General features: G+C 67.7%; 25 protein-coding genes, 2 tRNA genes and 1 pseudogene. 14 read left to right on the top strand and 14 right to left on the bottom strand.

Annotated elements, in window-relative coordinates:
• Positions 1 to 50: 50 nt before the first annotated feature.
• Both LCF40_RS09475 and LCF40_RS09470 read left to right on the top strand, forming a co-directional pair.
• Positions 51 to 1,127 carry an aminopeptidase gene (locus LCF40_RS09475; RefSeq protein ID WP_224828275.1) on the top strand — a complete coding sequence of 359 codons (1,077 nt, stop codon included), beginning with the start codon at positions 51 to 53 and terminating at the stop codon, positions 1,125 to 1,127.
• A 45-nt stretch (positions 1,128 to 1,172) separates the two neighbouring features.
• Positions 1,173 to 1,787, top strand: coding sequence for a DUF309 domain-containing protein (locus LCF40_RS09470; RefSeq protein ID WP_224828274.1), 615 nt, complete (start codon positions 1,173 to 1,175; stop codon positions 1,785 to 1,787).
• On the opposite strand, the gene azf is transcribed toward LCF40_RS09470, so the two are convergent.
• On the bottom strand, positions 1,784 to 2,530 hold the full coding sequence (gene azf / locus LCF40_RS09465; RefSeq protein WP_224828273.1) for an NAD-dependent glucose-6-phosphate dehydrogenase Azf: 747 nt from the start codon (positions 2,528 to 2,530) through the stop codon (positions 1,784 to 1,786). The genes LCF40_RS09470 and azf overlap by 4 nt on opposite strands.
• Before the next feature lie 95 nt (positions 2,531 to 2,625).
• Between azf and LCF40_RS09460 the strand changes: the two genes are divergently transcribed.
• Entirely contained in the window at positions 2,626 to 2,994 is a 369-nt protein-coding gene (locus tag LCF40_RS09460) for a dihydroneopterin aldolase family protein (RefSeq protein WP_224828272.1), read from the top strand.
• Here the strand turns inward: LCF40_RS09460 and LCF40_RS09455 are convergent.
• Both LCF40_RS09455 and LCF40_RS09450 read right to left on the bottom strand, forming a co-directional pair.
• Positions 2,913 to 3,806: an ABC transporter ATP-binding protein gene (locus LCF40_RS09455; protein WP_224828271.1), complete on the bottom strand. Its 894-nt coding sequence runs from the start codon at positions 3,804 to 3,806 to the stop codon at positions 2,913 to 2,915. The two genes, LCF40_RS09460 and LCF40_RS09455, sit on opposite strands and share 82 nt — an antisense overlap.
• On the bottom strand, positions 3,803 to 5,422 hold the full coding sequence (locus LCF40_RS09450) for a hypothetical protein (protein ID WP_224828270.1): 1,620 nt from the start codon (positions 5,420 to 5,422) through the stop codon (positions 3,803 to 3,805). Before LCF40_RS09450 ends, LCF40_RS09455 begins: the two co-directional genes overlap by 4 nt.
• A gap of 167 nt (positions 5,423 to 5,589) precedes the next feature.
• On the opposite strand from LCF40_RS09450, the gene LCF40_RS09445 reads away from it, so the two are divergent.
• Entirely contained in the window at positions 5,590 to 6,042 is a 453-nt protein-coding gene (locus LCF40_RS09445) for a DUF5790 family protein (protein WP_224828269.1), read from the top strand.
• A 59-nt stretch (positions 6,043 to 6,101) separates the two neighbouring features.
• Positions 6,102 to 7,379 (top strand): MFS transporter, encoded by a 1,278-nt coding sequence (locus LCF40_RS09440; RefSeq protein ID WP_224828268.1) that lies wholly within the window; start codon positions 6,102 to 6,104, stop codon positions 7,377 to 7,379.
• Between the two features lies 1 nt (position 7,380).
• Here LCF40_RS09440 and LCF40_RS09435 read toward each other — a convergent pair whose 3' ends face one another.
• Positions 7,381 to 8,118: a creatininase family protein gene (locus LCF40_RS09435; RefSeq protein ID WP_224828267.1), complete on the bottom strand. Its 738-nt coding sequence runs from the start codon at positions 8,116 to 8,118 to the stop codon at positions 7,381 to 7,383.
• A gap of 86 nt (positions 8,119 to 8,204) precedes the next feature.
• Here LCF40_RS09435 and LCF40_RS09430 point away from each other — a divergent pair, with 86 nt between their 5' ends.
• Positions 8,205 to 8,582: a DUF5789 family protein gene (locus LCF40_RS09430; RefSeq protein WP_224828266.1), complete on the top strand. Its 378-nt coding sequence runs from the start codon at positions 8,205 to 8,207 to the stop codon at positions 8,580 to 8,582.
• Here the strand turns inward: LCF40_RS09430 and LCF40_RS09425 are convergent, their stop codons facing one another.
• Both LCF40_RS09425 and LCF40_RS09420 read right to left on the bottom strand, forming a co-directional pair.
• Positions 8,583 to 10,523, bottom strand: a complete 1,941-nt coding sequence (locus tag LCF40_RS09425) for an ABC transporter ATP-binding protein (protein WP_224828265.1) — start codon at positions 10,521 to 10,523, stop codon at positions 8,583 to 8,585.
• Between the two features lie 67 nt (positions 10,524 to 10,590).
• Entirely contained in the window at positions 10,591 to 11,085 is a 495-nt protein-coding gene (locus tag LCF40_RS09420; protein ID WP_114575984.1) for a DUF192 domain-containing protein, read from the bottom strand.
• Positions 11,086 to 11,145: 60 nt separating this feature from the next.
• Between LCF40_RS09420 and LCF40_RS09415 the strand changes: the two genes are divergently transcribed.
• Positions 11,146 to 11,219: transfer RNA gene (locus LCF40_RS09415), tRNA-Val, on the top strand.
• Between the two features lie 131 nt (positions 11,220 to 11,350).
• On the opposite strand, the gene LCF40_RS09410 is transcribed toward LCF40_RS09415, so the two are convergent.
• Positions 11,351 to 11,797 (bottom strand): DUF7344 domain-containing protein, encoded by a 447-nt coding sequence (locus tag LCF40_RS09410; RefSeq protein ID WP_224828264.1) that lies wholly within the window; start codon positions 11,795 to 11,797, stop codon positions 11,351 to 11,353.
• A 197-nt stretch (positions 11,798 to 11,994) separates the two neighbouring features.
• Between LCF40_RS09410 and LCF40_RS09405 the strand changes: the two genes are divergently transcribed.
• The 3 genes from LCF40_RS09405 (at position 11,995) to upp (ending at position 13,754) form a co-directional block, all read left to right on the top strand.
• A tRNA-Phe gene (locus LCF40_RS09405) sits at positions 11,995 to 12,068 on the top strand.
• A gap of 266 nt (positions 12,069 to 12,334) precedes the next feature.
• Positions 12,335 to 13,024, top strand: coding sequence for a carbonic anhydrase (locus tag LCF40_RS09400; RefSeq protein ID WP_224828263.1), 690 nt, complete (start codon positions 12,335 to 12,337; stop codon positions 13,022 to 13,024).
• A 52-nt stretch (positions 13,025 to 13,076) separates the two neighbouring features.
• Positions 13,077 to 13,754 (top strand): uracil phosphoribosyltransferase, encoded by a 678-nt coding sequence (gene upp, locus LCF40_RS09395; protein ID WP_224828262.1) that lies wholly within the window; start codon positions 13,077 to 13,079, stop codon positions 13,752 to 13,754.
• Positions 13,755 to 13,763: 9 nt separating this feature from the next.
• Here upp and LCF40_RS09390 read toward each other — a convergent pair whose 3' ends face one another.
• Positions 13,764 to 14,018, bottom strand: a complete 255-nt coding sequence (locus LCF40_RS09390; protein WP_114575988.1) for a DUF8007 family protein — start codon at positions 14,016 to 14,018, stop codon at positions 13,764 to 13,766.
• A gap of 96 nt (positions 14,019 to 14,114) precedes the next feature.
• On the opposite strand from LCF40_RS09390, the gene LCF40_RS09385 reads away from it, so the two are divergent.
• Positions 14,115 to 14,750, top strand: coding sequence for a DUF8052 family protein (locus LCF40_RS09385; RefSeq protein WP_224828261.1), 636 nt, complete (start codon positions 14,115 to 14,117; stop codon positions 14,748 to 14,750).
• Here LCF40_RS09385 and LCF40_RS09380 read toward each other — a convergent pair.
• From LCF40_RS09380 to LCF40_RS09370, 3 genes and pseudogenes are all read right to left on the bottom strand, one after another.
• Positions 14,747 to 16,693, bottom strand: coding sequence for a carbon starvation CstA family protein (locus LCF40_RS09380; protein WP_224828260.1), 1,947 nt, complete (start codon positions 16,691 to 16,693; stop codon positions 14,747 to 14,749). The genes LCF40_RS09385 and LCF40_RS09380 overlap by 4 nt on opposite strands.
• Before the next feature lie 127 nt (positions 16,694 to 16,820).
• Entirely contained in the window at positions 16,821 to 17,792 is a 972-nt protein-coding gene (locus LCF40_RS09375) for an ArsA family ATPase (protein ID WP_224828259.1), read from the bottom strand.
• 65 nt (positions 17,793 to 17,857) lie between these two features.
• Positions 17,858 to 18,127: pseudogene (locus tag LCF40_RS09370) on the bottom strand (DUF7990 family protein); the annotation flags it as partial.
• A gap of 128 nt (positions 18,128 to 18,255) precedes the next feature.
• Here LCF40_RS09370 and LCF40_RS09365 point away from each other — a divergent pair.
• From LCF40_RS09365 to LCF40_RS09355, 3 genes are all read left to right on the top strand, one after another.
• The gene (locus LCF40_RS09365; protein WP_224828258.1) at positions 18,256 to 19,455 is read left to right on the top strand and encodes a CobW family GTP-binding protein; all 1,200 of its coding nucleotides are present in this window, start codon (positions 18,256 to 18,258) and stop codon (positions 19,453 to 19,455) included.
• A gap of 41 nt (positions 19,456 to 19,496) precedes the next feature.
• On the top strand, positions 19,497 to 19,703 hold the full coding sequence (locus tag LCF40_RS09360; RefSeq protein ID WP_114575993.1) for a DUF8107 family protein: 207 nt from the start codon (positions 19,497 to 19,499) through the stop codon (positions 19,701 to 19,703).
• Between the two features lie 64 nt (positions 19,704 to 19,767).
• Positions 19,768 to 20,484: a DUF5828 family protein gene (locus LCF40_RS09355; protein ID WP_114575994.1), complete on the top strand. Its 717-nt coding sequence runs from the start codon at positions 19,768 to 19,770 to the stop codon at positions 20,482 to 20,484.
• Positions 20,485 to 20,514: 30 nt separating this feature from the next.
• On the opposite strand, the gene LCF40_RS09350 is transcribed toward LCF40_RS09355, so the two are convergent.
• Genes LCF40_RS09350 through LCF40_RS09340 form a run of 3 tightly spaced genes read right to left on the bottom strand, consistent with a single transcriptional unit; the run spans position 20,515 to position 23,091 of the window.
• The gene (locus LCF40_RS09350) at positions 20,515 to 21,483 is read right to left on the bottom strand and encodes an amino acid ABC transporter permease (protein WP_224828257.1); all 969 of its coding nucleotides are present in this window, start codon (positions 21,481 to 21,483) and stop codon (positions 20,515 to 20,517) included.
• Positions 21,476 to 22,258 (bottom strand): amino acid ABC transporter ATP-binding protein, encoded by a 783-nt coding sequence (locus tag LCF40_RS09345; RefSeq protein ID WP_114575996.1) that lies wholly within the window; start codon positions 22,256 to 22,258, stop codon positions 21,476 to 21,478. The genes LCF40_RS09350 and LCF40_RS09345 overlap by 8 nt, the downstream gene beginning before the upstream one ends.
• Positions 22,255 to 23,091 carry an amino acid ABC transporter permease gene (locus tag LCF40_RS09340; RefSeq protein ID WP_224828256.1) on the bottom strand — a complete coding sequence of 279 codons (837 nt, stop codon included), beginning with the start codon at positions 23,089 to 23,091 and terminating at the stop codon, positions 22,255 to 22,257. Before LCF40_RS09340 ends, LCF40_RS09345 begins: the two co-directional genes overlap by 4 nt.
• Between the last annotated feature and the right edge of the window lie 3 nt (positions 23,092 to 23,094).

The raw sequence follows: 23,094 nt of genomic DNA, 5'->3' as shown, positions 1-23,094 counted from the left end.
TACGGGCCGGGATCAGAGGGAGTTTAGTCGGGGGCAGTCGAGGGGATTCCATGGACGAACGCGTCTACGACCACGCCGAAACGCTCGTCGACTGGAGCGCGAGAGTCGAGGAAGGCGACGACGTCGTCCTCTCGGTCGGGCCCGCGGCCCACGACCTCGCGGTCGCCGTCGCCGAAGCGCTCGGCGAGCGCGGCGCGAACCTGCTCGCGACCTACAGTTCTGAGGAACTCCGCCGAGCGTACCTGCGGGCCTCTGAGGGGGAGTTCGAGGCTCCCGACCACGAACTCGCTCTCTACGAGGCGGCGGACGTCGTCCTCTCGCTCGGCGGCGGCCGGAACACGAACGCGATGGCCGACGTCCCCGGCGAGCGCCGCCAGTCCTACCGCAGTGCCCGCACTGACGTTCGGGAGGCCCGCTACGACACCCGGTGGGTCTCGACGTACCACCCGACCCGAAGCCTCGCCCAGCAGGCCGACATGGCCTACGAGGAGTACCGGGAGTTCGCCTACGACGCGATCCTCCGGGACTGGGACTCTCTCGCCGACGAGATGGCCGAGGTGAAGGCGGTGCTCGACGAGGGAAGCGAGGTCAGGATCGAGTCGGCAGGAACCGACCTCACGATGTCGATCGAGGACCGGACGGCGGTCAACAGCGCCGCCTCGGTCGCCTACGACTCCCACAACTTGCCCAGTGGCGAGGTCTTTACGGCGCCCGAAGCGACGGAGGGGGAGGTCCTGTTCGATATCCCGATGACGATCGACGGCGAGGCCGTCAAGGGCGTCCGCCTCGAGTTCGAGGACGGCGAGGTCGTTTCTCACGAAGCCGACCGGGGGGAGGACGTGATCGCCGATCTCCTCGAGACCGACGAGGGCGCCCGCCGACTGGGCGAACTCGGGATAGGAATGAACCGGGGGATCGACCGCTACACTGACACCATCCTCTTCGACGAGAAGATGGCCGAGACGGTCCACCTCGCGCTCGGCCGGGCGTACGACGCCTGTCTTCCCGAGGGCCAGTCGGGCAACGAGTCGGCGATCCACACGGACATGCTGATCGATACGAGCGAGGACTCGGTGCTGGAAGTGGACGGCGAGGTCGTCCAGCGCGACGGGGAGTTCCTGCTGTAGGTCGCGGACCCACACGCCTATCGGCCCGGCCCGCCTGAATCGGGTATGCGCGAACGGCTCCGGGCGGGCGTCGCGATCTACAACGCGGGCCACTACCACGCGGCCCACGACGCCTGGGAGGCCCACTGGCTCGAGCTCGAACGCGAGAGCGACGACGAGCGCCTGCTCCACGGCCTGATCCAGTTCACCGCCGCGGTCCACCACGCCAGGAACCGAAACTGGGAGGGCTGTGTCGGTCTCGCGGAGAGCGCGCTCGACTATCTGGAGGGCCTCCCCGCAGACTACCGAGAGGTCGACCTCGCGGGCGTCCGGCGCGCGCTGTCGGCGCTCGCGTCCGATCCCGAAATCATCGAGCGTCGGCCGCCGCCCCGGATCGTTCTCGACGGCGAGCGTCCGACCCTCGCGGACCTCTCCTCGGAAGAGCAGGCGATCGCGGCACCGATTCTCGCCGACGAACTGGGCTACGCCGAGGAAATCGTCGAGGGAGCCTGCGAGTACGCGATCGCGGATCTCGAGGCGGGCGAGGAGGGGAGCCGTTTTCTCGCGCTCGTCGCGGACTTCCTCGCGGAGGACGACCACCGGGGGATCGTCTACGACCGGCTACGGGGCCACGTCGAGCGGCGGGAGGCGAAGGAGCGAGACGTCGAGGGACTGTTCTAGTCGTCGTGGTCGGCGGAATTGTCCCGAGGGTCGTAGCCCAGCACTTCCCGGGCACGCTCCAGGGAGTAGTACTTCCGGTCGTTGTCGCTGATTCCGTAGACGATCTCGTAGCCGTACTCCGCTTGCAGGCTACGATCAAAGAGGTGGGCACAGTCCCGATAGGAGAGCCACATCGCCTGGCCGCGCTCGTAGTCGATCGGCGGGTGGCCCTTGGTGAGGTTGCCGATGCGGACACAGAGCACCGAGAGGTCGTGGGCGTCGTGGTAGTACCGGCCGAGGGTCTCGCCGGCGGCCTTCGAGACGCCGTAGAGGTTTCCCGGGCGGGGGAGTTCGTCCCCGTCGAGGCGGAACTCGTCGTCGGGCCGGTAGACGTCGGGGGTACGGTCGTCGGTCTCGTAGGCGCTGACGGCGTGGTTCGAGGAGGCGAAGACGACCCGCTCGACGCCGGTCTCGACGGCGGCCTCGTAGACGGTCTGGGTGCCGTCGATGTTGTTCGCGAGGACGCTGTCCCAGGGGGCCTCCGGGCGGGGGTCGCCCGCGAGATGGACCACCGCGTCGATTCCCTCCATCGCTTCCCGGACGGCCTCGTCGTCGGTGATGTCGGCGACGACGACCTCGCCTGGCTGGCTGCCCGCGAGCGGGTCTCGATCGAGGAGTCGCCACTCGTAGTCGTCGGCCAGGTCGTCGATGATCGCCCGGCCGACGCGTCCCGCGGCCCCCGTCAGCAGGACTCGCTCTCCCATCGTTGGTCTTGGTGGGGCGTTGGCGAGGCAGGGTAAGTAACGTGCGGTTCTCCCGCGGCCGAAATCGCCTTCCGCTCGCCGGGCGTGGAACGGATATGGACGAAACCCTCGAAGGCGCCGACGAGACGGGGCCTACCGACCCCGAGACCGCCTGCTTCGAGGCCGGCATCAAGTTCGGCTCGCTCTACCACCAGTTCGCCGGCACCCCCGTCACCCCCGAGAGCGCCCCCAGCCTCGCCCGGGCGATGGAGGAGGCCATCGAGAACCAGCCCCACTGCGAGGAAGTGACCGTCGACGTTCGCGAGGACGAACTCGCGGCCGCCTGCGCCGACGGCTACACCGAGATGACTGGTCGGTTCATCGAGGTCGGAATCGTCGTCGCCTACGAGGGTTGTACCGTCCGGACCCGTATGGAGATGGAGGAGGGGTATCCGCTAATGAGAGTCGAGTCTGTCGATCGCTGACCGGCTCCAATTGCGATCACCGGTTCCCGTCTCGCTCGCTCGTCAGGCGGAGGAAGGCGTCCTCGAGGGTTCGATCGGTGTCTCCCGGGCGCTCGGCGAAGTTCTTTCGAGGGACCCTCCGCGACGAGTTCGCCCTCATGACAGATTCCGACCCGATCCGCGACGGCTTCGACGACCGGGAGGATATGCGTCGAGAGACAGACCGTCGTTCCCCCGTCTGCCAGTTCAGTGACGACCTCCCTGACCGTCCGCGTGGCTCGCGGGTCGAGTCCGGCGGTCGGCTCGTCGAGAAAGACGACGCTCGGCTCGTGCATGATCGCCTGGATCAACCCCACCTTCCGGCGCATTCCCTTCGAGTAGGTCACGACCCGGTCATCGGCCGAGTCGAGCGCGAGGCGCTCCAACAGCGCCTCGGTCCGGCCGTCGATCTCGCGGGACTCCATCCCGCGGAGCCGGCCGTGGTGGGCGAGCTGTTCGCGGCCGGTGAACTGTCCCCGGATCGGCGTCGATTCGGGCAGGTAGCCGATCTGTGAGACGAGTGTCTCCCGGTCGGAGACGGGGACGCCTGCGACCCGGGCGCTTCCGTCGGTCGGTGGAGCCAACCCGGTCAGCATCCGGATGGTGGTCGTCTTCCCTGCTCCGTTGGGTCCGAGGAGGCCGTAGACGGTGCCGGCCTCGATTCCGAGATACAGGTCCTCGACGACCGCCGTGTCGCCGTAGCGTTTCGTCAGTCCGTCGGCGACGACTGCCGCCTTGGGGTCGGCCGCATCGTTTCCATCGGATTCGTCGGCCGGCGGTTCCGTCGGCGTCATTCGAACGAATACCCCTCGTATCGGTCGATAGCGATCTCGCTTGCGAGCCGTGTGACCCCCACGGCGACCAGGGCACCGAGCAGGAGGGAGACGCTTCGGGTGGCGGGGACCGAAAGCCCGGCTCCCGCCAGATACTCGTACACCACCGGGTGGGTCCCCACGAACGCCGGCAGCGCCGAAAGCGTCGCGGCGACGAGGACCACTCCGAGCCGGCCGAACTGTTCCCATCCGATCTCGATGTACCAGGGGGCGTCCGTGAAGAACCCCGGGTGAGGGACGAACGCCGACCGCTCGACGCCCAGTCCGACCGCGAGCGCGAGTGTGGCTGTAGATCCACAGACGGCGATCCCGAAGAGAACAAACGAGAGCGTCTCGCCGGCGGTGGCGGTACTCACCGCCCCCAGCGGGAGGACGACCGCCGGGACGATGACGGCGGCGGGTGCGAGCGCCGCCAGCAGAAAACCACCGACGAACGCCCGTCCCCCGACAGTCGTCAGCATCATCTGCAGGCCGCGGTACTCGATCCCGATCGGGTCGGAGCCGAACACGATGCCCACCGCGAGCCCGAGCGAATGGACTACCAGTACGAACAGGGGGACTCCTCCGGCGAGGATGCCGGCTGGGAAGAGGACGATGCCGGAAAATCCGACGACCTGACCCGCATACAAAAGCCCGCGCGCGGTCCGGCGCTCGACCAGCCAGCGTTTTCGGGCGACGGTCCGGACCGGTCGCGGGATGCGTTCGCCCGTGAGCCGCTCGACCCAGCCCGGCTCGAGGAGCGGGTGCGAGCCGGTTTTCGGGGCCCGCCCCGCGGGTTCTCCCTCCCAGATCCGCCGGGCGAGGAAGGTCGTCGTCCCGACCGAAAGCGCCGCTCCGCTGGCGAAGACGGCGAGTGCGGCCAGCCCGCTCGCGGGGTCGGCCCCCGTCCGACCGGCCGCGCCGAGCAGCGCGAGGTCGGCGACACCTCTCGTCGGTGCGGCCGCGAGCCACGCGATCGAGACGCGTTCGACCGTCTCGATGAGGAGGAACCAGCCGACCACGAGCGGCACCCAGCCGAACAACACTACCAGGTCCCTGTAGGTCCGTCCGCGGGATAGCCGCGACGCGGCGAGCGAGGCCACCAGCCGAACCGAGACGCCGACACCGACGGCGGCCGCGGTTGCGGCCGCGACCGCGAGGACGACCGTGAGCGCGAGCGCCGGTGTCCGGAGTCCGACCGCCCCGCCGACTCCGATGGCAACCGTCGGGACGGCGAGGACGGTCGCGACGCGGGCGTAGACGACCACCAACAGCCCCAGGGCGGGGATCCGCGCCGGGACAGTCGTCAGGAGGAACTCGGGGTTCAGACCCTCGAACGAGTCCCGGGTCAGTCTGGAACTCCGCCAGGCCACCCATGCCATCGTGGCGGCCGCGGCAATCCCGAGGACGCCGAAGGGAACGGACTCGCCGCCAGCCACCTCCCGGCCGATCCCGTAGGCGCCCCAGCCGAGAGCGGCGCCAACCACGAAGACGGCGAACGCGAGTCCTCGCCGGGCCACTCCGCCGCGTTCCCGGCGGTGGAGGACCCACTCGCCGCGTGCGATCTCCGCGCCGCCTCGGAGCCAGGAGCGCCACATCCCGAATGATTGAAAAACGACACGAAAGCAGCTTAACGGTTTCGACCTCTCCCGACGAGCTGGTTTCGGAATCCGTGCGTCGTTCGCTCCCGTTCGCGGTTCTCGACCCCGATTTCACTTCCGCTTTCGGGCGACCTTTTAACCCTGGCGGCGGTGTACGCCCGGCCATGAGCCAATCGGCACTGGACGACGACGAACTGTTCGGGGAGGCGGCAAGCGAGATGCGCGACGACGTCGAGTCCTCGCTTTCGGCCGCCCGGGAGGCCCTCCCCGAGGCCGACGCGGTCTGGGAGGCCGAGGCCGACAACGTCCTCGGCGTCCTGAACACCCTCGACGCGAACCTGGAGGCCGGCGACGCAGAAGAGCATCTCCGGGACGCAAAGAAGTGGTACACGATGGGCGAGCGCGCCGAAGCCTTCGAGGACGCCTCCGACCTCGAAAGCGAGATCGAGGCCCTCGAGGAAACCGTCGAGCAGCTCTCGACGGCCGGCGAGCGCATCGACGGCCTTCCCGAGACGATGCTAGCGCTCAAGGAATCCCTCGAGGACGCAGAAACCGGCGCCGGCGACGGAGCCGACGGCGGGAACGAAGGCGAAGACGAAGACGAGGACGAGGAGTAGCTGCGGGCGGCCGTCGCCGATCGGTGAACGTTTCTCCCGTCGCAATCGTGTCCGAGTCGATGCAGCCGTTCGGTTCCCCGCGACGCTATCGCTGGCTCCTGTGGGGACTCCTCGGGCTTGTTTTCCTGCTGGTCAACGTCTACCGGCTCTCGACTGCGGTGCTCGCCGAGGAGCTGATGGCGGCGTTTCGGACGACGGGCGCCCGCCTGGGAACGCTCCACGCGGTCTTCTTTTACGTCTACGCCGCGATGCAGATCCCGACGGGGCTGCTCGCCGATCGGGTCGGTCCCCGGCGGACGGCGGCCGCGGGGGCCGTCGTAATGAGCGTCGGCGCGCTCTGGTTTTCGCTCGCGGGGAGTTACTGGACGGCGATCGCCGGCCGAGGGCTGATCGGCCTCGGGGGGAGCGTCGTCTTCGTCTGTATCCTGCGATTCTGTGCGAGCTGGTACCGCGCCGACGAGTTCGCGACGATGAGCGGGCTCACCTTCGCGGTGTCGGGAATCGGCGGGGTGCTCGCGACGACGCCGCTCGCGCTCGCCGTCGGCGCGGCGGGCTGGCGGACGACGATCGCCGCGTTGGGGGCCGTCGGGCTCGCCGTCGCCGTCCTCGTCGCCCTGGTCGTCCGGGACTCCCCCGAACGCGCGGGGTTCGAGCCGGTCGAGGGCGTCCCCGACCAGCCCTCGCTCACTCTCGCCGAGCTCCGGGCGTCGCTGGCGGCGGTTCTCGGGGATCGGGTCGTCTGGGCGGTGAGCGCGATGTTGTTCTGTGCGACGGGAATCAACCTGACCCTGTTCGGGCTCTGGGGGGTGCCCTACGTCGCCCAGACGTACGACGTCTCGGTGACGTACGCTTCGACGTTCACCCTCGCGGGAAGCGTCGGGCTGGTCGTCGGCCCGCCCGCGCTCGGCTGGCTCTCCGATCGGACCGGCGAGCGTACCAGTTTGATGATCGTCGGCGGAGGCTGTTACGTCCTCGCGCTCGGGACGATCGCCGCGGTCGGGAACCCTCCACTGCCGGTCGTCGCGGCCGTTTTCTTCCTGACGGGGTCCTTCCTCGGCGCGTTCGTCCTGAGCTACGCGGTCGTCAAGGACCGCCATCCCGCGAGCGCCAGCGGCGTCTCGACGGGGACGATAAACGGCGCCGCCTTCCTCGGGGGATCGACCCTTCCGACGCTGATGGGCTTCGTGCTCGACAGCTACTGGACGGGCGAGCTCGTCGGCGGCGTCAGGGTCTACACCGCGACCGGCTACCGGATGGCGTTCGCCATCGCGACCCTCGCCGCAGCCGTCGCGCTGGCCTGTGCGCTCTGGCTCCACCGGTGGACGGGGTCGGATTGACTCACTCCCGTCGGGCCGGCCGCGACACGTCCCGTCTCTCGACGGCTTCGAGCAGATCCGCCAGTCGGTCTGTGGCCCGGTCGAACAGCCGCGCGCCCCGTTCTTCGGTTCCCTCCGCGGGATCGCCGACGACGCCGTTGTCGGTGAACTCAGCCGAGTCGTGGGCCAGGTTGGTGCCCGACACCCACTCGCCCCACCGCTTTGCCCCGGCGTCGCTCGCCTCCTCGACACTTCCCTCCCGAACCAGGTCTCCCAGGTACCGGAGCACGGCGGTCTCGAAGGCGCCGGCGTGGCCCATCTCGATCTCGTCGTCGCCCACCGCGTCGAACCAGGTAAAGGAAACGGCGTAGGCCGCATCGTGGCGCGTGATCGTTCCCGCGACCTCCCGGAGGGCGGAGACGTTACCGCCGTGGCCGTTGACGAGCACGACCCGGTCGAAGCCGTGGGCGGCGAGGCCCGCGACCGTCTCGCGGACGACCTCTCGAAAGGTGTCGGGCGAGAGCCAGAGCGTGCCCGGGAACTGGCGGTGTTCCTCGCTCACGCCGACCGGGATCGTCGGCGCGCGGACGACCTCGCCCGAAAAGCGTTCGCTCCCTTCGGCGGCGACCGCCTCGGCGATCAGGAAATCGGTTCCCAGGGGGGCGTGGGGGCCGTGTTGTTCCGTGGCGCCGACCGGGACGACCGCGAGGTCGGTTCCACAGTCGGCGACCTCACTCCAGGTGGCCTCGGGAAGGTACATGACCCTGGGTCACGTGGGGGAGGGGTTAGTTCCGGCGGTGGATGCAGGTGGAACCGTTTTGTGGACGGAGGCCGACGATCGAGTGTATGAGCGACGACGACTCGACCACGATGGACGGCGAGGAGAGCAGGGAGCAGGGCGTCGAGTTCGGCGGGTTCGAGGAGACGATCGAGGACGATATCGACTACCCGATCGACAACGACGAACTCATCGAGCAGTACGGCGACGCCGAGTTCGAACTCGGCGACGAGACGACGACCTTGGCGGAGATCCTCGAGCCGCTACAGGACGACGACCAGACCTACCAGGACGCGGGCGACATCGAAACGATGATCATGAACTTCGTCGGCGACGACGCGATCGGCCGCAAGAACTACTCCGATCGGACCCCCTACGCGCCGGGCGAGGAGCGCCAGGACGAAGCCGGCGAGGAGGAGGGCCACTCCGACCAGGACTCGTTCTGATCAGTCATCCTGTTGGGCCTCGGTCCGGGCCTGTCGGCGCTGGGCGCGCTCGATGAACTCCTGGGGGAGCTCGTCGATCTCGCCCGCCTGAACGCCCCAGAGATGGGCGTAGAGCCCGTCGTTGTCGAGAAGGTCCTCGTGGGACCCCCGTTCGACGATCCGCCCGTCCTCGAGGACGACGATCCGTTCTGCATCCTTGATCGTCGAGAGCCGGTGAGCGATCGCGAACGTCGTCCGGTCTTCGGTCAGCTTGTCGATCGAACGCTGGATCAGCATCTCGGTCTCGGTGTCGACGTCGCTGGTCGCCTCGTCTAAGATGAGGATGTCGGGATCCTTGAGGATCGCCCGGGCGATCGAGATGCGCTGGCGCTGGCCGCCCGACAGCTTCACGCCGCGTTCCCCGACCTCCGTATCGTAGCCCTCGGGGAGGTTCTGGATGAACTCGTGGGCCTCGGCCATCTTCGCGGCCTCGATCACCTCCTCGCGGTCGGCGCCGAACGTGCCGTACTTCAAGTTCTCCTCGACGGTGCCATAGAACAGGAACGTGTCCTGGCTGACGTAGCCGGTCCGCTCCCGGAGACTCCGCAGGGTGACCTCGCGGACGTCCTGGTCGTCGATCCGGATCGCCCCCTCGTCGACGTCGTACATCCGCAAGAGGAGTTTGAGGATGGTCGATTTGCCGGCACCGGTCGGGCCGACGAGCGCGAGGGTCTCGCCGCCCTCGACCTCGAAGGAGACGTCCTCGACGATGGTCTCTTCCTCGTCGTAGCCGAACGTGACGTCGTCGTACTCGACGCGCCCGTCGGTGACCTCGAGATCGACGGCGCTCGGGTCCTCGGCGACCCGGTGGGGTTCGTCCATCAGGCCGAACATCCGCGCCGAGGAGGCGCGTGCGCGCTGGTACATGTTGATGATCTGGCCGAACTGGGCCATCGGCCAGATGAACCGCTGGGTGTAGAGGACGAACGCGACGAAGGTCCCCTCCCGCAGTTCGCCGGTAAAGGGTCCCGGCGGCGACCCCTGAAACACCCAGAGGCCGCCGACGAAGAAGGTGACGACGAACCCGATGCCGGCGATGACCCGCAGGCTGGGAAAGAACTTGATCCGCGTCTCGATGGCGTCCCAGTTGGCGTCGAAGTAGTCCATCGAGACGTCCTCGACGCGGTCGGACTCGTACTCCTCGGTCGTGCTCGACTTGATCACCTGGATCCCCCCGAGGTTGTTCTCGAGCCGGGAGTTGACGTTGCCGACCGTCGAGCGCACCTTCGCGTACTTGGGCTGGATGATCCTGATGAACAGGTAGGTGAACGCGGCGATCAGGGGCACGGGAAGGAGCGCGACCAGCGCCAGCTGCCAGTTGTACGCAAAGAGGATGACGCCGATCCCGACCACCATCACCGACAGGCGAAACATCGAGTTGATGCCGTCGTTGAGGAATCGCTCCAAGCGATTGACGTCGTTCGAGAGGATCGACATCATCTCGCCGGTCTGCTTGTCGGCGAAGAAGTCCATGTTCAGGCGCTGCATCTTGTCGTAGGTGTCCGTCCGCACGTCGTGTTGGATGTTCTGTGCGAAGCCGTTGAACCCCCAGTTTCGAACCCAGTGGAAGCCGGCGCCCAGAAAGAAGGCCCCGGCGATGATGCCGACCGTCAGGTAGAACTGTCCGAGTTGGGTCGCCGGTACGTACGGCTCGATCAGGCTGCTCCCCAGGGGAAACGCCTCGGCGTAGGTCGTCTCCTCCCTGAACACCGCGTCGAGGGCCACGGCCAACATCACCGGCGGCAGGAGATCGAGGATGCGAGCGAAGACGCTCGCGAGAATGCCGACGATCGCCTGGAACTTGTAGCGCATTCCGTACTCGGCGAACAACCGCTTCATCGGGTTCTCGATCTTGTCCCGTTGTTCCTCGAACGGGTCGTCCTCCTCCCAGTCGACGCTCATTACACCGCCTGAATGGGCGGTCAGCAATAAGTATTTCCTACGAATCGAAATAGTCCCCGTCGCCGGATCAGAACGTGTTCTCGATCACGAGTTCGTCGCCGACCTCGACGCCGGTCTCGTTCGTGTAGCCGTAGGGGACCTCGAGGACCCACTTCGCGCGCCCGGAGTAGTGCATCTCGGCCCCGTCCTCGCCGGACTCCGGCGCGCGGGCGTGGTGGATCTCCGTGATCTCACCGTCGCCTCCGACGAAGACGATGTCGATCCCGAAGGCCATCTCTCGCATCACGTACGTCCGCTCGCCCTCGTCGCCGTGGACGAACAGCATCCCCTCGCCGGGCTCCAGGGAGTCGTGGTCGCTCAGACCGGTGTACCGTTCCTGGCGGGTGTCGGCGACCTCGACGTCGATGGCGGCTTTGGTCTCGCCGTCGGCGCCGACGATCCGGACGTCGCCCTCGTCGTCGGTCCAGGGCGCCGGGAGCACCCCCAGCACCGAGAGGCCGATTCCGGCGGCGAGGACGACCGCGAGCGCGAGGAGCGCGGCGACCGCCCGTTCGTGGCTCATTGGGTGGTGTTCTGGACGAGAAGGCAAAGGTTATTCGCCCGGCGGGCCTTCCGACGGCCGGGGCTCGTGGTCTAGCTGGTCATGACGCGGCCTTTACAAGGCCGAGGTCGGTGGTTCGAACCCGCCCGAGCCCATATTTCCGTCGCGAACGATCCGTGAGCGGCAGAAATATGCTGTGAGGATGGATTCGAATTACGGGGCGAGCGGTAGCGAGCGACGTTCAGGTAGTTCGAACCCGCCCGAGCCCCCTCTTGGTAACCCCGTGCTACGGCCGAAGCCGTGCGACGTTCTCCCGGAGCTGGCGGATCAGGCCGTCCCCGGACTCCGCCTCCAGGGCCGCGTGGAGCCGGGAGTTCCGTGGCTCGTCTACGATCACGAGCCGGAGGTAGGGCTCGAGTTGCTCGTAGTTCTCGGCGAGGACGACGGAGTGGTTTTCCTCGTTGTGATCGACGACGCCCGCGTCCGCGAGCTTGGGGACGTGACACTGGACCGAGGAGACGTAGACGCTCTTGTACTCGTTGCGCGAGACTTCCTCGGGCGCGATGTCGTGTTCCCAGCCGGCGATCCGTTCTGCGACCGAGGCGAGCTCGATAGGGTCGTCGTACTGACGGAGTGCGTAGAGGAGGTACCGTCGCCGCCGGTTTGCGAGCAGCTCCAGGATCGTATCGGCAGAGAGGTCCGCCGGGGGTTCGTCCCTGGCAAGCGCTTCCATAACACGATATTACTCGCCGGAGCGCAAAAGCGTGTCTTGAATATTCGGGCATCCAACAGACGACGGCGGGTATGTCCCGATCGCTTGGGATTTCCGCGGGCGTCAACGACCCCTTGTTCGACCTCGGGCGTTTGGATCCGCCGGGAGCCGGCGCCTTTCGAAATCCTTTTTTGTGCTATCGACGGAGAGACGGACGGGCCGCCTTAGCTCAGACTGGGAGAGCACTCGACTGAAGATCGAGCTGTCCCCGGTTCAAATCCGGGAGGCGGCATCCGGTTTCCACGCGCTTCTCGTTCGAAGAGCTTTCGCACTCGACCGCGGACCGAGCCGTCCTCACTCGCTGCGCACGCGGGAAGTCGAAAGGTTTGCTCTCGCTCGTCTTTCGGACGTTCGAATCCGCAAGGACGCACTTCTCGCGGCGATCGTCTCGGCGAACCCTCGAGTCCCGTTTCTGATCCGGTTCGAGAGAGCACGATCGAATCCGTCCCGGCCGACCCGAGGGGAACATAGAATACGCTCGCACACACAGCCTCCTCCATGCCCGAGACCACGCTTCGCGAACTGCTCGAGCGCAACGCCGCCCACGTCGAATCCGTATCCGACGATTACTTCGCGGCCGTTCAGGACGGCCAGGAGCCCGCAGCGGTCTCGATCTGCTGTTCGGACTCGCGGGTCTCTCAGGAGGGAATGTGGTCGGTCGAGGAACCCGGCTGGCTGTTCACCCCCAGTACCATCGGCAACCAGGTCTGGGACCGCCACGACGGGCAGCGAGTGGTGGACGGCAGCGTTCTCTACCCGATCGCGTATACCGACACTGGCGTGACGACCGTCGTCGGCCACACCGGCTGTGGCGCGGTGACCGCGGCCCTCGAGGCGGTCCGAGCGGACGAAATCGACGCACCGGCGGGCGTCGAGAAGTGGATCCGAGAGCTCGTCCCGGTCGTAGAGGCGGGCCTCGCCGACGATCGGGTCGGTCCCGACCGGGAGCCGAGCCTCGTCGATCAACTCGTCGAGTACAACGTCGATCGCCAGGTCGAGTTCCTCCGCGAGAGTAGCGACGTCCCCGACGAGGAGGCGATCTACGGCTTCGTCTACGACTTCCAGGGCGTGTACGGCGACGCCCGCGGACGGACCTATCTCGTCAACGCCGACGGCGAGACCGACACCGATGCGCTCGCCGACCTCGTTCCCGAGGAGTTCGAGGAGCACGTCCGACGGTTGCTGTGACTGCGAGCGAACGTCGATACACTTACCGGCGCCCCCACACAGGGGTAGGGTAATGCCGATCGAAGACAGAGAGGAGGCCTCCCTCGTCACCCACGCGATGGCAAAGGACACCCTTTCGCGGATCAGGGACGTCGAGACCGAACAGGTCGAGTTCCGGAAGGGGCTGGTCAAACTCGGGCGGATCTGTGGCTACGAGATCATCGACGGCCGGATGGACACCGAGTACGTCACGATCGAGACGCCCTTAGAGGAGACGATGGGCGAGCGCGTCAACGGGCTCGATGACGTGGTCATCATCAACGTCCTCCGTGCGGCGACGCCGTTCGTCGAGGGGCTGCTCAAGGCCTTCCCGCGGGCCCGTCAGGGAGTGATCAGCGCGAGTCGCGACGAGGAGGCCGGCCGGAACGAGGAGGGCCGGTTCCCGATCACGGTCGACTACGTGAAACTGCCCGAGATCACCGAAGAGGACACCGTGATCGTCGCCGATCCGATGCTCGCGACGGGAAGTACGATGGCGGTCGTCCTCGAACACGTCGTCCAGAACGCGGGCGAACCCGAGAACCTCATCGTGCTCTCGGCGGTTTCGGCGCCCGAGGGGCTGCTCCGGGTCGGCGAGCAGTTCCCCGGGGCCGACCTTTTGACGGTCGCGATCGATGACCGACTCGACGAGAACGGCTTCATCGTCCCCGGCCTCGGTGACGCCGGCGACCGGGCGTTCCGGACGACCTGAGTCTCGTGGTCAGTCCTCCCGACCGTAGATGAGCCGTTCGGCGAGGTCGTCGAGCCGGCGGCCGAGCCGGCCGGCGACGACGGCGGGCGCGGAGACCAGCCGGAGGTCGCGTTCCTCGACCTCGATGTGGCCGCCCTCGAAGGGGTCGTGTGGGCTCTCGTGCTCCGGGTCGTCGGTCGAGACGGCATCGACGACCGTCGAGAAGCTACACCGGCCACAGCTCTCTCGGTCCGCCGGGCCGCCGGGATCGTTCGACGGATCCATACACGGGTGTACGTACCGAGGGACAATAAGGGGCCCTCGGCCAACGTATTTACCGCCGCCGCGAGACGATCCAGTCATGAAGCGGGGGTGGCCGTGGTGACCGACGACCCTGCCGGCGATCGGTCCGTCTCGACCGACGACACCCCTCGGGAACGGTCGAAGCGTCCCGAAGGGGTCCCGGTCTGGAACGACGACTACCTCGACCGGGTCGGGCTTCGGCTGGCCCATCACTACGATCTAGAGCGCGACCACGTCGTCGCCGGCGAGCGCTTCTCGCTCTACGGCGAGATGCACGTCCGCCACGAGCGCCATGCGATCCACCCCGCCTTGACCTTCGGCCACCACGAGGCCGAGGAGTACCTGTTCGTCCGGCGGGTCGATCGGCCGGCGGTCGTGGAACTGGAGTCCATGGAGACCCTCGGCGAACGCCTGGCCGACGAGCGGATCGAGGCCGACGAGGACCACTACAGCACGGACTTCACGTTCGTCCTGATCGCCGACTCGATCCCCGACGACGTCCGGGAGTTCGTCGCGGGCTACCGGAACCGCACGCTGTTGAACTACGGCTACTTCGGTCACTACGAGACCAACCTGCTGGTGGTAACACCCGAAGGAGAAGCGAGCGTCGCGAGTCGGGAAGCCGACGTCGAGAGCGCGTTCCGGCTCTGGGAGCCGATCGACGTACAGGAACCGGGGCGCCTCGACCGGTTTCTGGGCTGGCTGTCGCGCTAGTCGTCGCCGGGTTCGCTGCTGGGGGCGACGGCCTCCCTGCCGAGGCCGGCTCTGGCCTCGCGGATGTTGTCCAGTCCCATCCCCAACAGAGTGATCGCCAGCCCGACTAGGACGAGCGCGACGATGCTCAGGAGAGCGAAGGAAAACGTCGAAAGCGAGAGCTCGATCCCGGCGATCATCCCCGGGTCGGCGATCAGGTCGCCCCAGACGTCCCACTCGGTGATCCCGGGGTCGCTCGCGGCGGCGGGTTCTATGATGTACGCCGGGAACCGGATCAGGGCGACCCAGAGGAGCCCGATGATGGTCACGACCACCATGAACGCGAGCGGGATCCCCGTGCTCAGGAGCTGTTTCGTGTCGCTCCAGTTGGCGAGCCAGACCGTCGCGACCAGCAGGGCGAGCGCCGCCAGGAGCTGGTTTGCACCGCCGAACAGCAGCCAGAGGTTCGACCAGGTTCCGGAGGCGACCAGCAGATAGCCCCCGACCGCGGTGACGCCCGCGTTGGCGTACCGGTTGGTCATCGCGCCCTGGGCGGTCGTCTCCGGCGTTCCGATGAGTTCCTCGAGGAGGTATCGGCCAAGCCGCATCGCGGTGTCCGTGCTGGTGAGCAGGAAGCTCGCGAACACGAGCGCGATGAACGCCGAGGCGAGCGTCGCCGAGACCCCCAGCGTGGTGACGAGCGCGCCGCCGCCCGCGGGGAAGACGGCGATCGCCGCGCCGAGGTCGCCGGCGCTGACGGTCGCGGCGGCGAGCGAGACCGCGATGATCGAGGTCAGCGCGAGTAGCCCCTCGCCGAGCATCGCGCCGTAGCCGATGACGCGGGCGTCGCTCTCCCTGTTCAGCTGTTTGGCGGTCGTCCCCGAGGAGACCAGCGAGTGAAAGCCGCTGATCGTTCCACAGGCGATCGTCAGAAAGAGGAAGGGGAGCAGGGGCCCGAGGCTTGGGTGGACGAAGCCGGTGAACGCGGGGACGGCGGCCTCCATCCCCTCGATGGTGACCGAGTCGAACTCGACGCCGGAGACGGGGACGTCGACGGGCTCGAACGAGCCGGTCAGCGAGAGGTAGGTTCCGACGAGGACGCCGACGAGCATCGCGCCGATCCCCGTGTACAGCAGCGAGGAGGTGAGGAAGTCCCGGGGCTGGAGCAGGACCCAGACGGGAAGCGTCGCCGCCAGGAAGGAGTAGACGACGGTGACGACCGCCCAGGCGGCGAAGTTGGCGTTGGTCTGTTCGGCGAGGGGAAGCCAGTTCCAGGCACCGGCGTCGCCGAGCAGGACGATCGTCCCCTCCGGGAGCCCGTCGATCCCGACCAGCGCGATCGGGTACTGGACTCCGACCCAGACGCCGGCGAAGACGCCGGCAATGAAGAAAACGGCGCCGGGAACGAACGGGCCGTCGAACTGGTAGAGATACACTCCGAACAGCAGCGCCAGCGCGATGTAGATGACGCTGGCGGTCGCCGCCGGCGGGTAGGCGTTAAACACCTGTGCGATGAGGAAGACGAAGGCGGCGACGACCAGTACGACCAGCAGGAACGCGAACCAGAGCAGCATGTTCTTACCCCGCTCCCCGACGTACTCGCCGATGATGTAGCCGATCGACTTCCCCTCGTGACGGATCGAAGCCGAGAGCGCCATGAAGTCGTGGACCGCGCCGAAGATCGGGTTGCCGATGGCGACCCAGAGCAACCCAGGTAGCCAGCCGAACGCGGCGACCGCAGTGAGGGGACCGGCGATCGGTGCCCCCCCGGCGACGCTCGAGAAGTGATGGCCGAGCAAGACCGGTTGTTTCGAGGGGACGTACTCCTGGCCGTCCCTGTGTTTGTGAGCGGGGGTATCCCGGTCGTCGTCGAGTTCGACCAGCCGCGAGAGGTACGCCGAGTACCCCACGTACCCCACCGTGAACGTTACCAGGACGAAGGCGACGAACCAGATCACCTGCATGCTATCACGCTACCGTAGGTCATGGATGGAGCGTCGCTTAAACCCACCGGGTTTTTGATGAGGATTATCTGAGTACGACCTCCGGTAACAGCGTGTTACTGGAGGTGAGTTCTCCCTCTGACTCGCATTACTTCTCGCCGCCGTCGACCGACAGCGCCACCTCCCCGGCGACCTCGCCCAGGAGGTCGCCGGTCACCTCCCGGGTCCGGGCCTCGATCTCGGCGACGACCGGCGGCTCGAGGCGCTCTCTGGCCTCCCGGACCCTGGCCCGCTGTGAGCGCCCCCGCTCGCGGAGATACGTCGCGCCCCGCCCCTCCTCGTCGGGTTCGGGCCAGGGGAGCAGCCGGTTGACGACGAGCCCACCAACCGAGAGGTCCGAATCGGCGAGGTCGTCGATCGCCCGCTCGGTCTCCCGGATCGAGAGCTCGTCGGGGGTGACGACGAGCGCGAAGGCGGCGTCCTCCCGCAGCGCATCGCCGGCGAAGGCAAAGCGCTCGCGGCGCTCCTCCAGACGCGCGAGGATCGGATCGCCCTCCAGCAGCCGGCGGGGCGTCCGGTTGCCGATCGCCGCCTTCTCGTAGAGGTCGATGCTCTCCGTTCGTTTCTCCTTCAGGCGCTCGATCCAGCCCTCGAGCAGGTCCGGCAGGGAGAGCAGCCGGAGGGTGCCCCCCGTTGGCGCGGTGTCGAAGACGACCCGGTCGTAGCCCCCGGACTCGCGCATGACGTCGACGAACCGGTCGAACAGCGCGGCCTCGTAGGCCCCCGGCGTTCGATGGGCCATCTCGAGTTGGACGTCGATCTCGTTTACCAGGACCGGGCTCATCTGGGTTCCAAGCTCCCGTTTGAGTCCCTGGAGGTGGGCCTCGACCTCGCTTTCGGGATCGATCTCGACGGCCTCGAGACCGTCGTGACCTCTCACTGGCTGGGGGTCGTCGCCGAGTTCCTGGCCGAAGACGTCGCTCGTGCTGTGGGCGGGATCGGTCGAGACCAGCAGGACCCGGTCGCCTGCGCGCGCCCGGCGGACGCCGTAGGCGCTGGCGACGGTCGTCTTCCCTACCCCGCCTTTCCCGCCGACGAAGACGAACCTCGAACTCTCCATCAGAGGTGATGCTGGCGGCCCTTCCGTTCTAACATCGAACTCCGGTCCCACATCCGGCGCTGCTAGGCCTCGTACTCGTCCTCGAGGTAGGGGAGCAGTTCGGCGGTGTAATAGGAGACGGGACTCGGGATGCCGAAGGCGTCGGGGAAGCAGGCGAGCATGAACGCGTCCTCGCGGTCCTCGGCCTCGAACTCGATCTTCTCGTAGGCCGGATGCGAGACCATCCCATGGTAGAGCCCTCTGGCCCACTCTTCGGCGACGGTCCCGCCGAAGCGGGCCTCGAGCCAGGCCTCGAGGCGTTCCCTGTAGGCTGCGATCCGGTCGGCGATCGCCATGTGGGTCGGTTTCACGGCGCGGCCAAAAGAATGTCGCCAACCGCCGAACCGGACCGGCCCGCCGGCAGTCCGCGGGAACCTCACGAACGACCGGGCCGGTTTTCACCACGCAGCCGTAACCGACCGCCATGTCGGATTCGATCCCCGTGACCGTCGTCAGCGGGAACCTGGGGGCGGGCAAGACCACCCTGTTGAACCACCTCCTCGAGACCGCCGACCGCCGGCTCGCGGTGCTGGTCAACGACATGGGCGAGGTCAACGTCGACGCCTCCCTGCTCGAACGGCGCCTCCCGAGCGAGGGGATCGCCGAGCTCTCGAACGGCTGTATCTGCTGTGAGCTCCGGGACGACCTCGCCACCGCAGTCAGAGGCCTCGCCGACGGCTACGAGTTCGACCACCTCGTCGTCGAGTCCTCGGGGATCAGCGAGCCTGCGCCGGTCGCCCGCCTCTTCACCGCCGGCGACGCCGCCGCCCGCTTCGAGGTCGCCTCGCTCGTGACCGTCGTCGACAGTGCCGTCCTCGCCGAGACTCTTTCGGGAGAAACCCTCGAGCGGGAGACGCCGCCCGACGCGACCGACCGCCCGCTCGCCGACCTGCTGATCGAACAGATCGAGGTGAGCAACCTCGTCCTCCTGAACAAGTGCGACCTCCTTGAGGACTCGGAACTCGAACATCTCGAGGCGATCGTCTTCGGCCTCCAGCCCGACGCGGCGGTCGTCCGGACGACCTACTCGGAGATCGACCCCGACCGGCTGTTCGCGGCCCGGTTCGATCCCGACGCGCTCGGCGAACTCGCGGGCTGGCAGCGCGCCCTCGAGGGCGGTGGGGGCCACGGCGGCCACGCGGACCACGACCCGGGCGGCCACGCCGACCACGCGAGCCACGACCACCGCTCGCCCGAAACGGTCTACGGCGTCGAGAGCCACGTCCTCCGGCGCCGCCGGCCGCTCGACCCTGCGCGGTTCGCAGACTTCCTTCGAGATCTCGAGGTCGTCCGGGCGAAGGGCGTCTGCTGGCTCGCCGGCCGCGACGAGCTCGCGATCTATGCTAGCCTCGCGGGTCGGTCGGTTTCGGCGGTTGGCGAGGGTCCGTGGATCGCCTCGCTTCCCCGGTCCCGGCGGGAGCTCTACCGGGAGAACCACCCCGACCTCCCCTGGGACGACGACTATGGAGACCGCCGGACGGAGCTGGTCTGTCTCGGGACCGATCTCGACGGGGCGGCGCTCGAGGACGCGATCGACGCCTGCCTTCTCGAGGACGGCGAGAGCGCCGGCGGCGAGGATCCGTTCCCGACCGAGCAGGGCGAGCGGGCCGTACTCCGGGCGTAGCCGGGGTATCCTTAAGTCGGATCGCGGAGAACGCTCGGGGCATGAGCGGCGACCTCTCCGAGGGACTCGACTCCTCCTCGGGCCACCCCGCGGTGTTGTTCGCCCTCAACGTCGCGCTCTCCACTGCCTTCGCCGCCCTCCTGCTGTGGCTCTCGGCGTTCGCCGGGCTCACCACCTTCTCCTGGGGGCGGGTCGTCGCGTTCGCGCTCGTGCTCGTCGTCCTCACCTACGTCGTGACGAGCGAGTAGTCGGGGCTTGGACTCGTAGCGGAGAGCTTTATACGGGTCGGGCTCATACCACCGTTCCAGCCGAATGCAAGAGAGCATCTCCGGGTTCGAGGTTCGCGGCGACTGGGGAGCGGTCGTCGAACACGGCGAACGGGTCACGCAGGCCCTTCGGGAGGCCGGCGCCGACGACCCGGACGCCGACTACGGTGCCCGTTTCGCTCGCGCGTTCGACGAGTGGGAGGAGTGGCGCCCGAAGGCCCACGAGACCTTAGAGAGCGATGTCAACGAGAAGACCGCCGATCAGGCCAGCGTCGGGGAGGGCAGAGGCGAGAAGGCGGGCAAGAAGCCCGACGAGGACCTCCAGACCGCAGGCGAGAAGCTCTCGGAGTCCTACGAGGCCATCGAGGAGGACGACCGCGAGGACGCCGTCGGCAACTGGCGGGAGTCGATCGACTACGTCGCCCGCGCCGCGGACTCGGCGAGCCGAAAGGCGATCCGGCAGGTCGAGGACACCGTCTACCGGAAGGTGATGACCCAGCTCGCCCCCTACTACTTCGACAACGAACTCATCAGCGCCAACGTCCAGCAGTCGGCCCGCGAGGAGGGCGAGTCGTTCGTCTTCGAGGTCAACATCAACGACGACGTCTTGAAGGACGACGTCTCGGGGATCTTAGAGGAGTACGAGGACGACGTCGACCGCTGGCACGTCGAGACGCCAAAGGACACGACGGCCGCCGAGGCCATCGAGGGCGCCGAACCCCCGCCGGAACCCGAGGACAACTCCCGGTCGACGACGAACTGACGGTCGACCCGTCGTGGCCGACTGACCCGTTTACTCGCCCTCGGTCCGGGCCTGCTGGCGCCCCTCGCCACCGCCCAGCCCCGGCACCGCGACGCGACGTTCCAGCCGGCCCATCGCGTCGGTCGCCGTCAGCACGAGGCCGATGTAGACGAGCGCGAGCAGCGTGAAGACCGGGGTGTACTCGAGGGTCGTCGAGGCGATCCGGCTCGCGCGGTAGTAGAGTTCGGGCACCGTGATGAAGCCCGCAAGCGAGGAGTACTTGATGAGGTAGACGAGTTCGTTCGTCCAGGCGGGGATCGCGTACCGGAGCGTCTGGGGGAGGACGACGTACCTGATCCCCTCCGATTTCGAGAGCCCGACCGCCCGCGCCGCGGTCAACTGGCCCTCGTCGACGCTCTCCAAGGCACCCCGGATGTACTCGGCCTGGTAGGCCGAGCCGTTGATGGTAAAGCCGATGATCGCGATCCAGAAGGCGTACTCGGGGACGAACCCCCGGCCGACGACGTCGACGTCGTTGAGCCAGACCGCGAGATCGAGGCCGTAGTAGAGGACGAACAGCTGGGCGAGCAGCGGCGTCCCCCGGATCAACTCGGTGTAGAGAAGCGCGAACCAGGCGAAGGGGCCGCCGTAGACGCGCACGACCGCGAGGGGGACGGCGATCGCCAGCCCAAGCAGGAGGCTCACCGCCGTCAGCACGATCGTGTGCCAGGCGCCGTCGGCGAGCACGGGGGCGACCTCGACCGCCAGCGCCGCGCCGTCGAGAACCGTCGCGATGGGATCGACCCGAACCCGGAGCGGACCGACCGCGGCCGCCGTCCCCTCGAACGTCCCGGCGGCGTCCTCGAGGGGGGCCGGCGAGAGGTAGTTCTCGCCGCGGCCGGGGCCGATCCCCAGGGGGGCGAGCAGCCAGTCCGTCGCCCACCGCGAGAGGAGCCAACCCCAGAAGGCGACGGCCGCGACGATGGTCAGGAGCCAGCCGAGATCCGGACGGTCAGTCATGGCGGATGCTCTCGAAGAAGCGTGCGGTCCGTTCGTGGTCGGGGTTCTCGAAGAGCGTCTCCGGTGGGCCGCGCTCGACGATCTCTCCCTCGTCGAGGAAGGTGATTCCCGTCGCGCCACCGCGGGCGAAGCGCATCTCGTGGGTGACGACGACCATTGTCATCCCCTCCTCGACGAGCTGCTCCATCACCGCGAGCACCTCGTTGCTGAGTTCGGGGTCGAGCGCGCTCGTGGGCTCGTCGAACAGCATCAGTTCGGGGTCCATCGCGAGCGCGCGGGCGATCCCGACGCGCTGTTTCTGCCCGCCAGAGAGCTGTGCGGGGTAGGAGTCGGCCTGATCCGCCAGCCCGACGCGGTCGAGTTCCTCGTCGGCCCGCAGTCGGGCCTCCTCTCGGTCCATCCCCCGCACTTTCTCCAGGCCGAGCGTGACGTTCTTGCGGGCGGTGAGATGGGTAAAGAGGTTGATGTCCTGAAACACCATCCCGATGCGCCCTCGGACCTCGTTGGGATCCGTTTCGGGCGCCGTGATCTCGAGGTCCTCGAGGAAGATCCGTCCGGAATCGACCTCGGTCAGTCGGTTGATACACTGCAGCAGGGTCGATTTCCCGCTCCCGCTGGGGCCGACGAGCACCTCGACGTCGCCCCGATCGACCGTCATCGAGACGTCTCGGAGCACCTCCTCGCTGCCGTAGGACTTCCGGACGTCCTCGATGCGCAGGAGGGGGTCCGTTCCGGGCTCGCGGTCGTCCGCCGTCCCCGCCGTCTCCCGGCTCACGTTCCCTCACCCGGGATCGCGTAGCGCTCGCTGGCGTAGTCGAGGCCGCGGTTCGTCCCGAAGGTGAGCACGAAGTAGATCAGGCTCGCCGCGAGAATGATCTCCAGTACCGCGGTCGTCTGCTGGGTAAAGAGGTCGTTGCTCCGTTTGAGGAGTTCGCCCAGCCCGATCGCGAAGGCGATCGAGGTGTCTTTCAGGACGATGGTGAACTCGTTTTGAAAGCCCGGAACGCTCCGGCGCAGCGCCTGGGGGACGATCACGTGTCTGATCGCTCCCAACCTACTCATCCCGACCGACCGGGCGGCCCGCATCTGGCCCTCGCCGACGCTCGCCAGGGCCCCCCGGAAGATCTGGGACTGGTAGGCCGCGCTGCGCAGCCCCAGCGCGATCGTCGCGGCGACGAACGCCTCGCCGACCGCCGGGACCGCAAGCGGCGTCGGCGCGAGCAGGGAATCGAGCCCCTCGAGGACCGCGACGACCGGGCCGACGACGATCCCGATCGGCAACACGAAGAAGGCGTAGATCATGATGACGAGGATCGGGGTCCCCCGCAGGAGGACGCCGAGCTTTCGGACGAGAGATCGGGAGTAGCCCGAGCCGTAGGTTTCGATCGCTCCCGCGGGAAAGCCCGCGAGAAATCCGAGCAGGAGGCTCGTCGCTGTCAGCGCGACCGTCACCGCGGCTCCGCCGAGCAGGTGCCACCGGTTGCGATAGACGAACGCCCAGTCCTCGCCGAGGACCTCGGCGACCGCCTCCTCGCTCGGCACGGCGACGGCAAGTTCCGGGAGCGGGAATGCCGCGACCGTCTCGACGGGTGCCAGAAGCGCCTCCATCCC

It is taken from the genome of Saliphagus infecundisoli, assembly GCF_020177375.1.
GTDB lineage: Archaea > Halobacteriota > Halobacteria > Halobacteriales > Natrialbaceae > Saliphagus > Saliphagus infecundisoli.
Note: the sequence above shows the minus strand (reverse complement) of the source record. Positions and strands in the feature narration are given on the sequence as shown.

Bases quoted from the DNA above. Each gene is read 5' to 3' on its own strand.
- LCF40_RS09475 (WP_224828275.1), top strand. From the start codon at position 51: ATGGACGAACGCGTCTACGACCACGCCGAAACGCTCGTCGACTGGAGC.
- LCF40_RS09470 (WP_224828274.1), top strand. From the start codon at position 1,173: ATGCGCGAACGGCTCCGGGCGGGCGTCGCGATCTACAACGCGGGCCAC.
- azf (WP_224828273.1), bottom strand. From the start codon at position 2,530: ATGGGAGAGCGAGTCCTGCTGACGGGGGCCGCGGGACGCGTCGGCCGG.
- LCF40_RS09460 (WP_224828272.1), top strand. From the start codon at position 2,626: ATGGACGAAACCCTCGAAGGCGCCGACGAGACGGGGCCTACCGACCCC.
- LCF40_RS09455 (WP_224828271.1), bottom strand. From the start codon at position 3,806: ATGACGCCGACGGAACCGCCGGCCGACGAATCCGATGGAAACGATGCG.
- LCF40_RS09450 (WP_224828270.1), bottom strand. From the start codon at position 5,422: ATGTGGCGCTCCTGGCTCCGAGGCGGCGCGGAGATCGCACGCGGCGAG.
- LCF40_RS09445 (WP_224828269.1), top strand. From the start codon at position 5,590: ATGAGCCAATCGGCACTGGACGACGACGAACTGTTCGGGGAGGCGGCA.
- LCF40_RS09440 (WP_224828268.1), top strand. From the start codon at position 6,102: ATGCAGCCGTTCGGTTCCCCGCGACGCTATCGCTGGCTCCTGTGGGGA.
- LCF40_RS09435 (WP_224828267.1), bottom strand. From the start codon at position 8,118: ATGTACCTTCCCGAGGCCACCTGGAGTGAGGTCGCCGACTGTGGAACC.
- LCF40_RS09430 (WP_224828266.1), top strand. From the start codon at position 8,205: ATGAGCGACGACGACTCGACCACGATGGACGGCGAGGAGAGCAGGGAG.
- LCF40_RS09425 (WP_224828265.1), bottom strand. From the start codon at position 10,523: ATGAGCGTCGACTGGGAGGAGGACGACCCGTTCGAGGAACAACGGGAC.
- LCF40_RS09420 (WP_114575984.1), bottom strand. From the start codon at position 11,085: ATGAGCCACGAACGGGCGGTCGCCGCGCTCCTCGCGCTCGCGGTCGTC.
- LCF40_RS09410 (WP_224828264.1), bottom strand. From the start codon at position 11,797: ATGGAAGCGCTTGCCAGGGACGAACCCCCGGCGGACCTCTCTGCCGAT.
- LCF40_RS09400 (WP_224828263.1), top strand. From the start codon at position 12,335: ATGCCCGAGACCACGCTTCGCGAACTGCTCGAGCGCAACGCCGCCCAC.
- upp (WP_224828262.1), top strand. From the start codon at position 13,077: ATGCCGATCGAAGACAGAGAGGAGGCCTCCCTCGTCACCCACGCGATG.
- LCF40_RS09390 (WP_114575988.1), bottom strand. From the start codon at position 14,018: ATGGATCCGTCGAACGATCCCGGCGGCCCGGCGGACCGAGAGAGCTGT.
- LCF40_RS09380 (WP_224828260.1), bottom strand. From the start codon at position 16,693: ATGCAGGTGATCTGGTTCGTCGCCTTCGTCCTGGTAACGTTCACGGTG.
- LCF40_RS09375 (WP_224828259.1), bottom strand. From the start codon at position 17,792: ATGGAGAGTTCGAGGTTCGTCTTCGTCGGCGGGAAAGGCGGGGTAGGG.
- LCF40_RS09365 (WP_224828258.1), top strand. From the start codon at position 18,256: ATGTCGGATTCGATCCCCGTGACCGTCGTCAGCGGGAACCTGGGGGCG.
- LCF40_RS09360 (WP_114575993.1), top strand. From the start codon at position 19,497: ATGAGCGGCGACCTCTCCGAGGGACTCGACTCCTCCTCGGGCCACCCC.
- LCF40_RS09355 (WP_114575994.1), top strand. From the start codon at position 19,768: ATGCAAGAGAGCATCTCCGGGTTCGAGGTTCGCGGCGACTGGGGAGCG.
- LCF40_RS09350 (WP_224828257.1), bottom strand. From the start codon at position 21,483: ATGACTGACCGTCCGGATCTCGGCTGGCTCCTGACCATCGTCGCGGCC.
- LCF40_RS09340 (WP_224828256.1), bottom strand. From the start codon at position 23,091: ATGGAGGCGCTTCTGGCACCCGTCGAGACGGTCGCGGCATTCCCGCTC.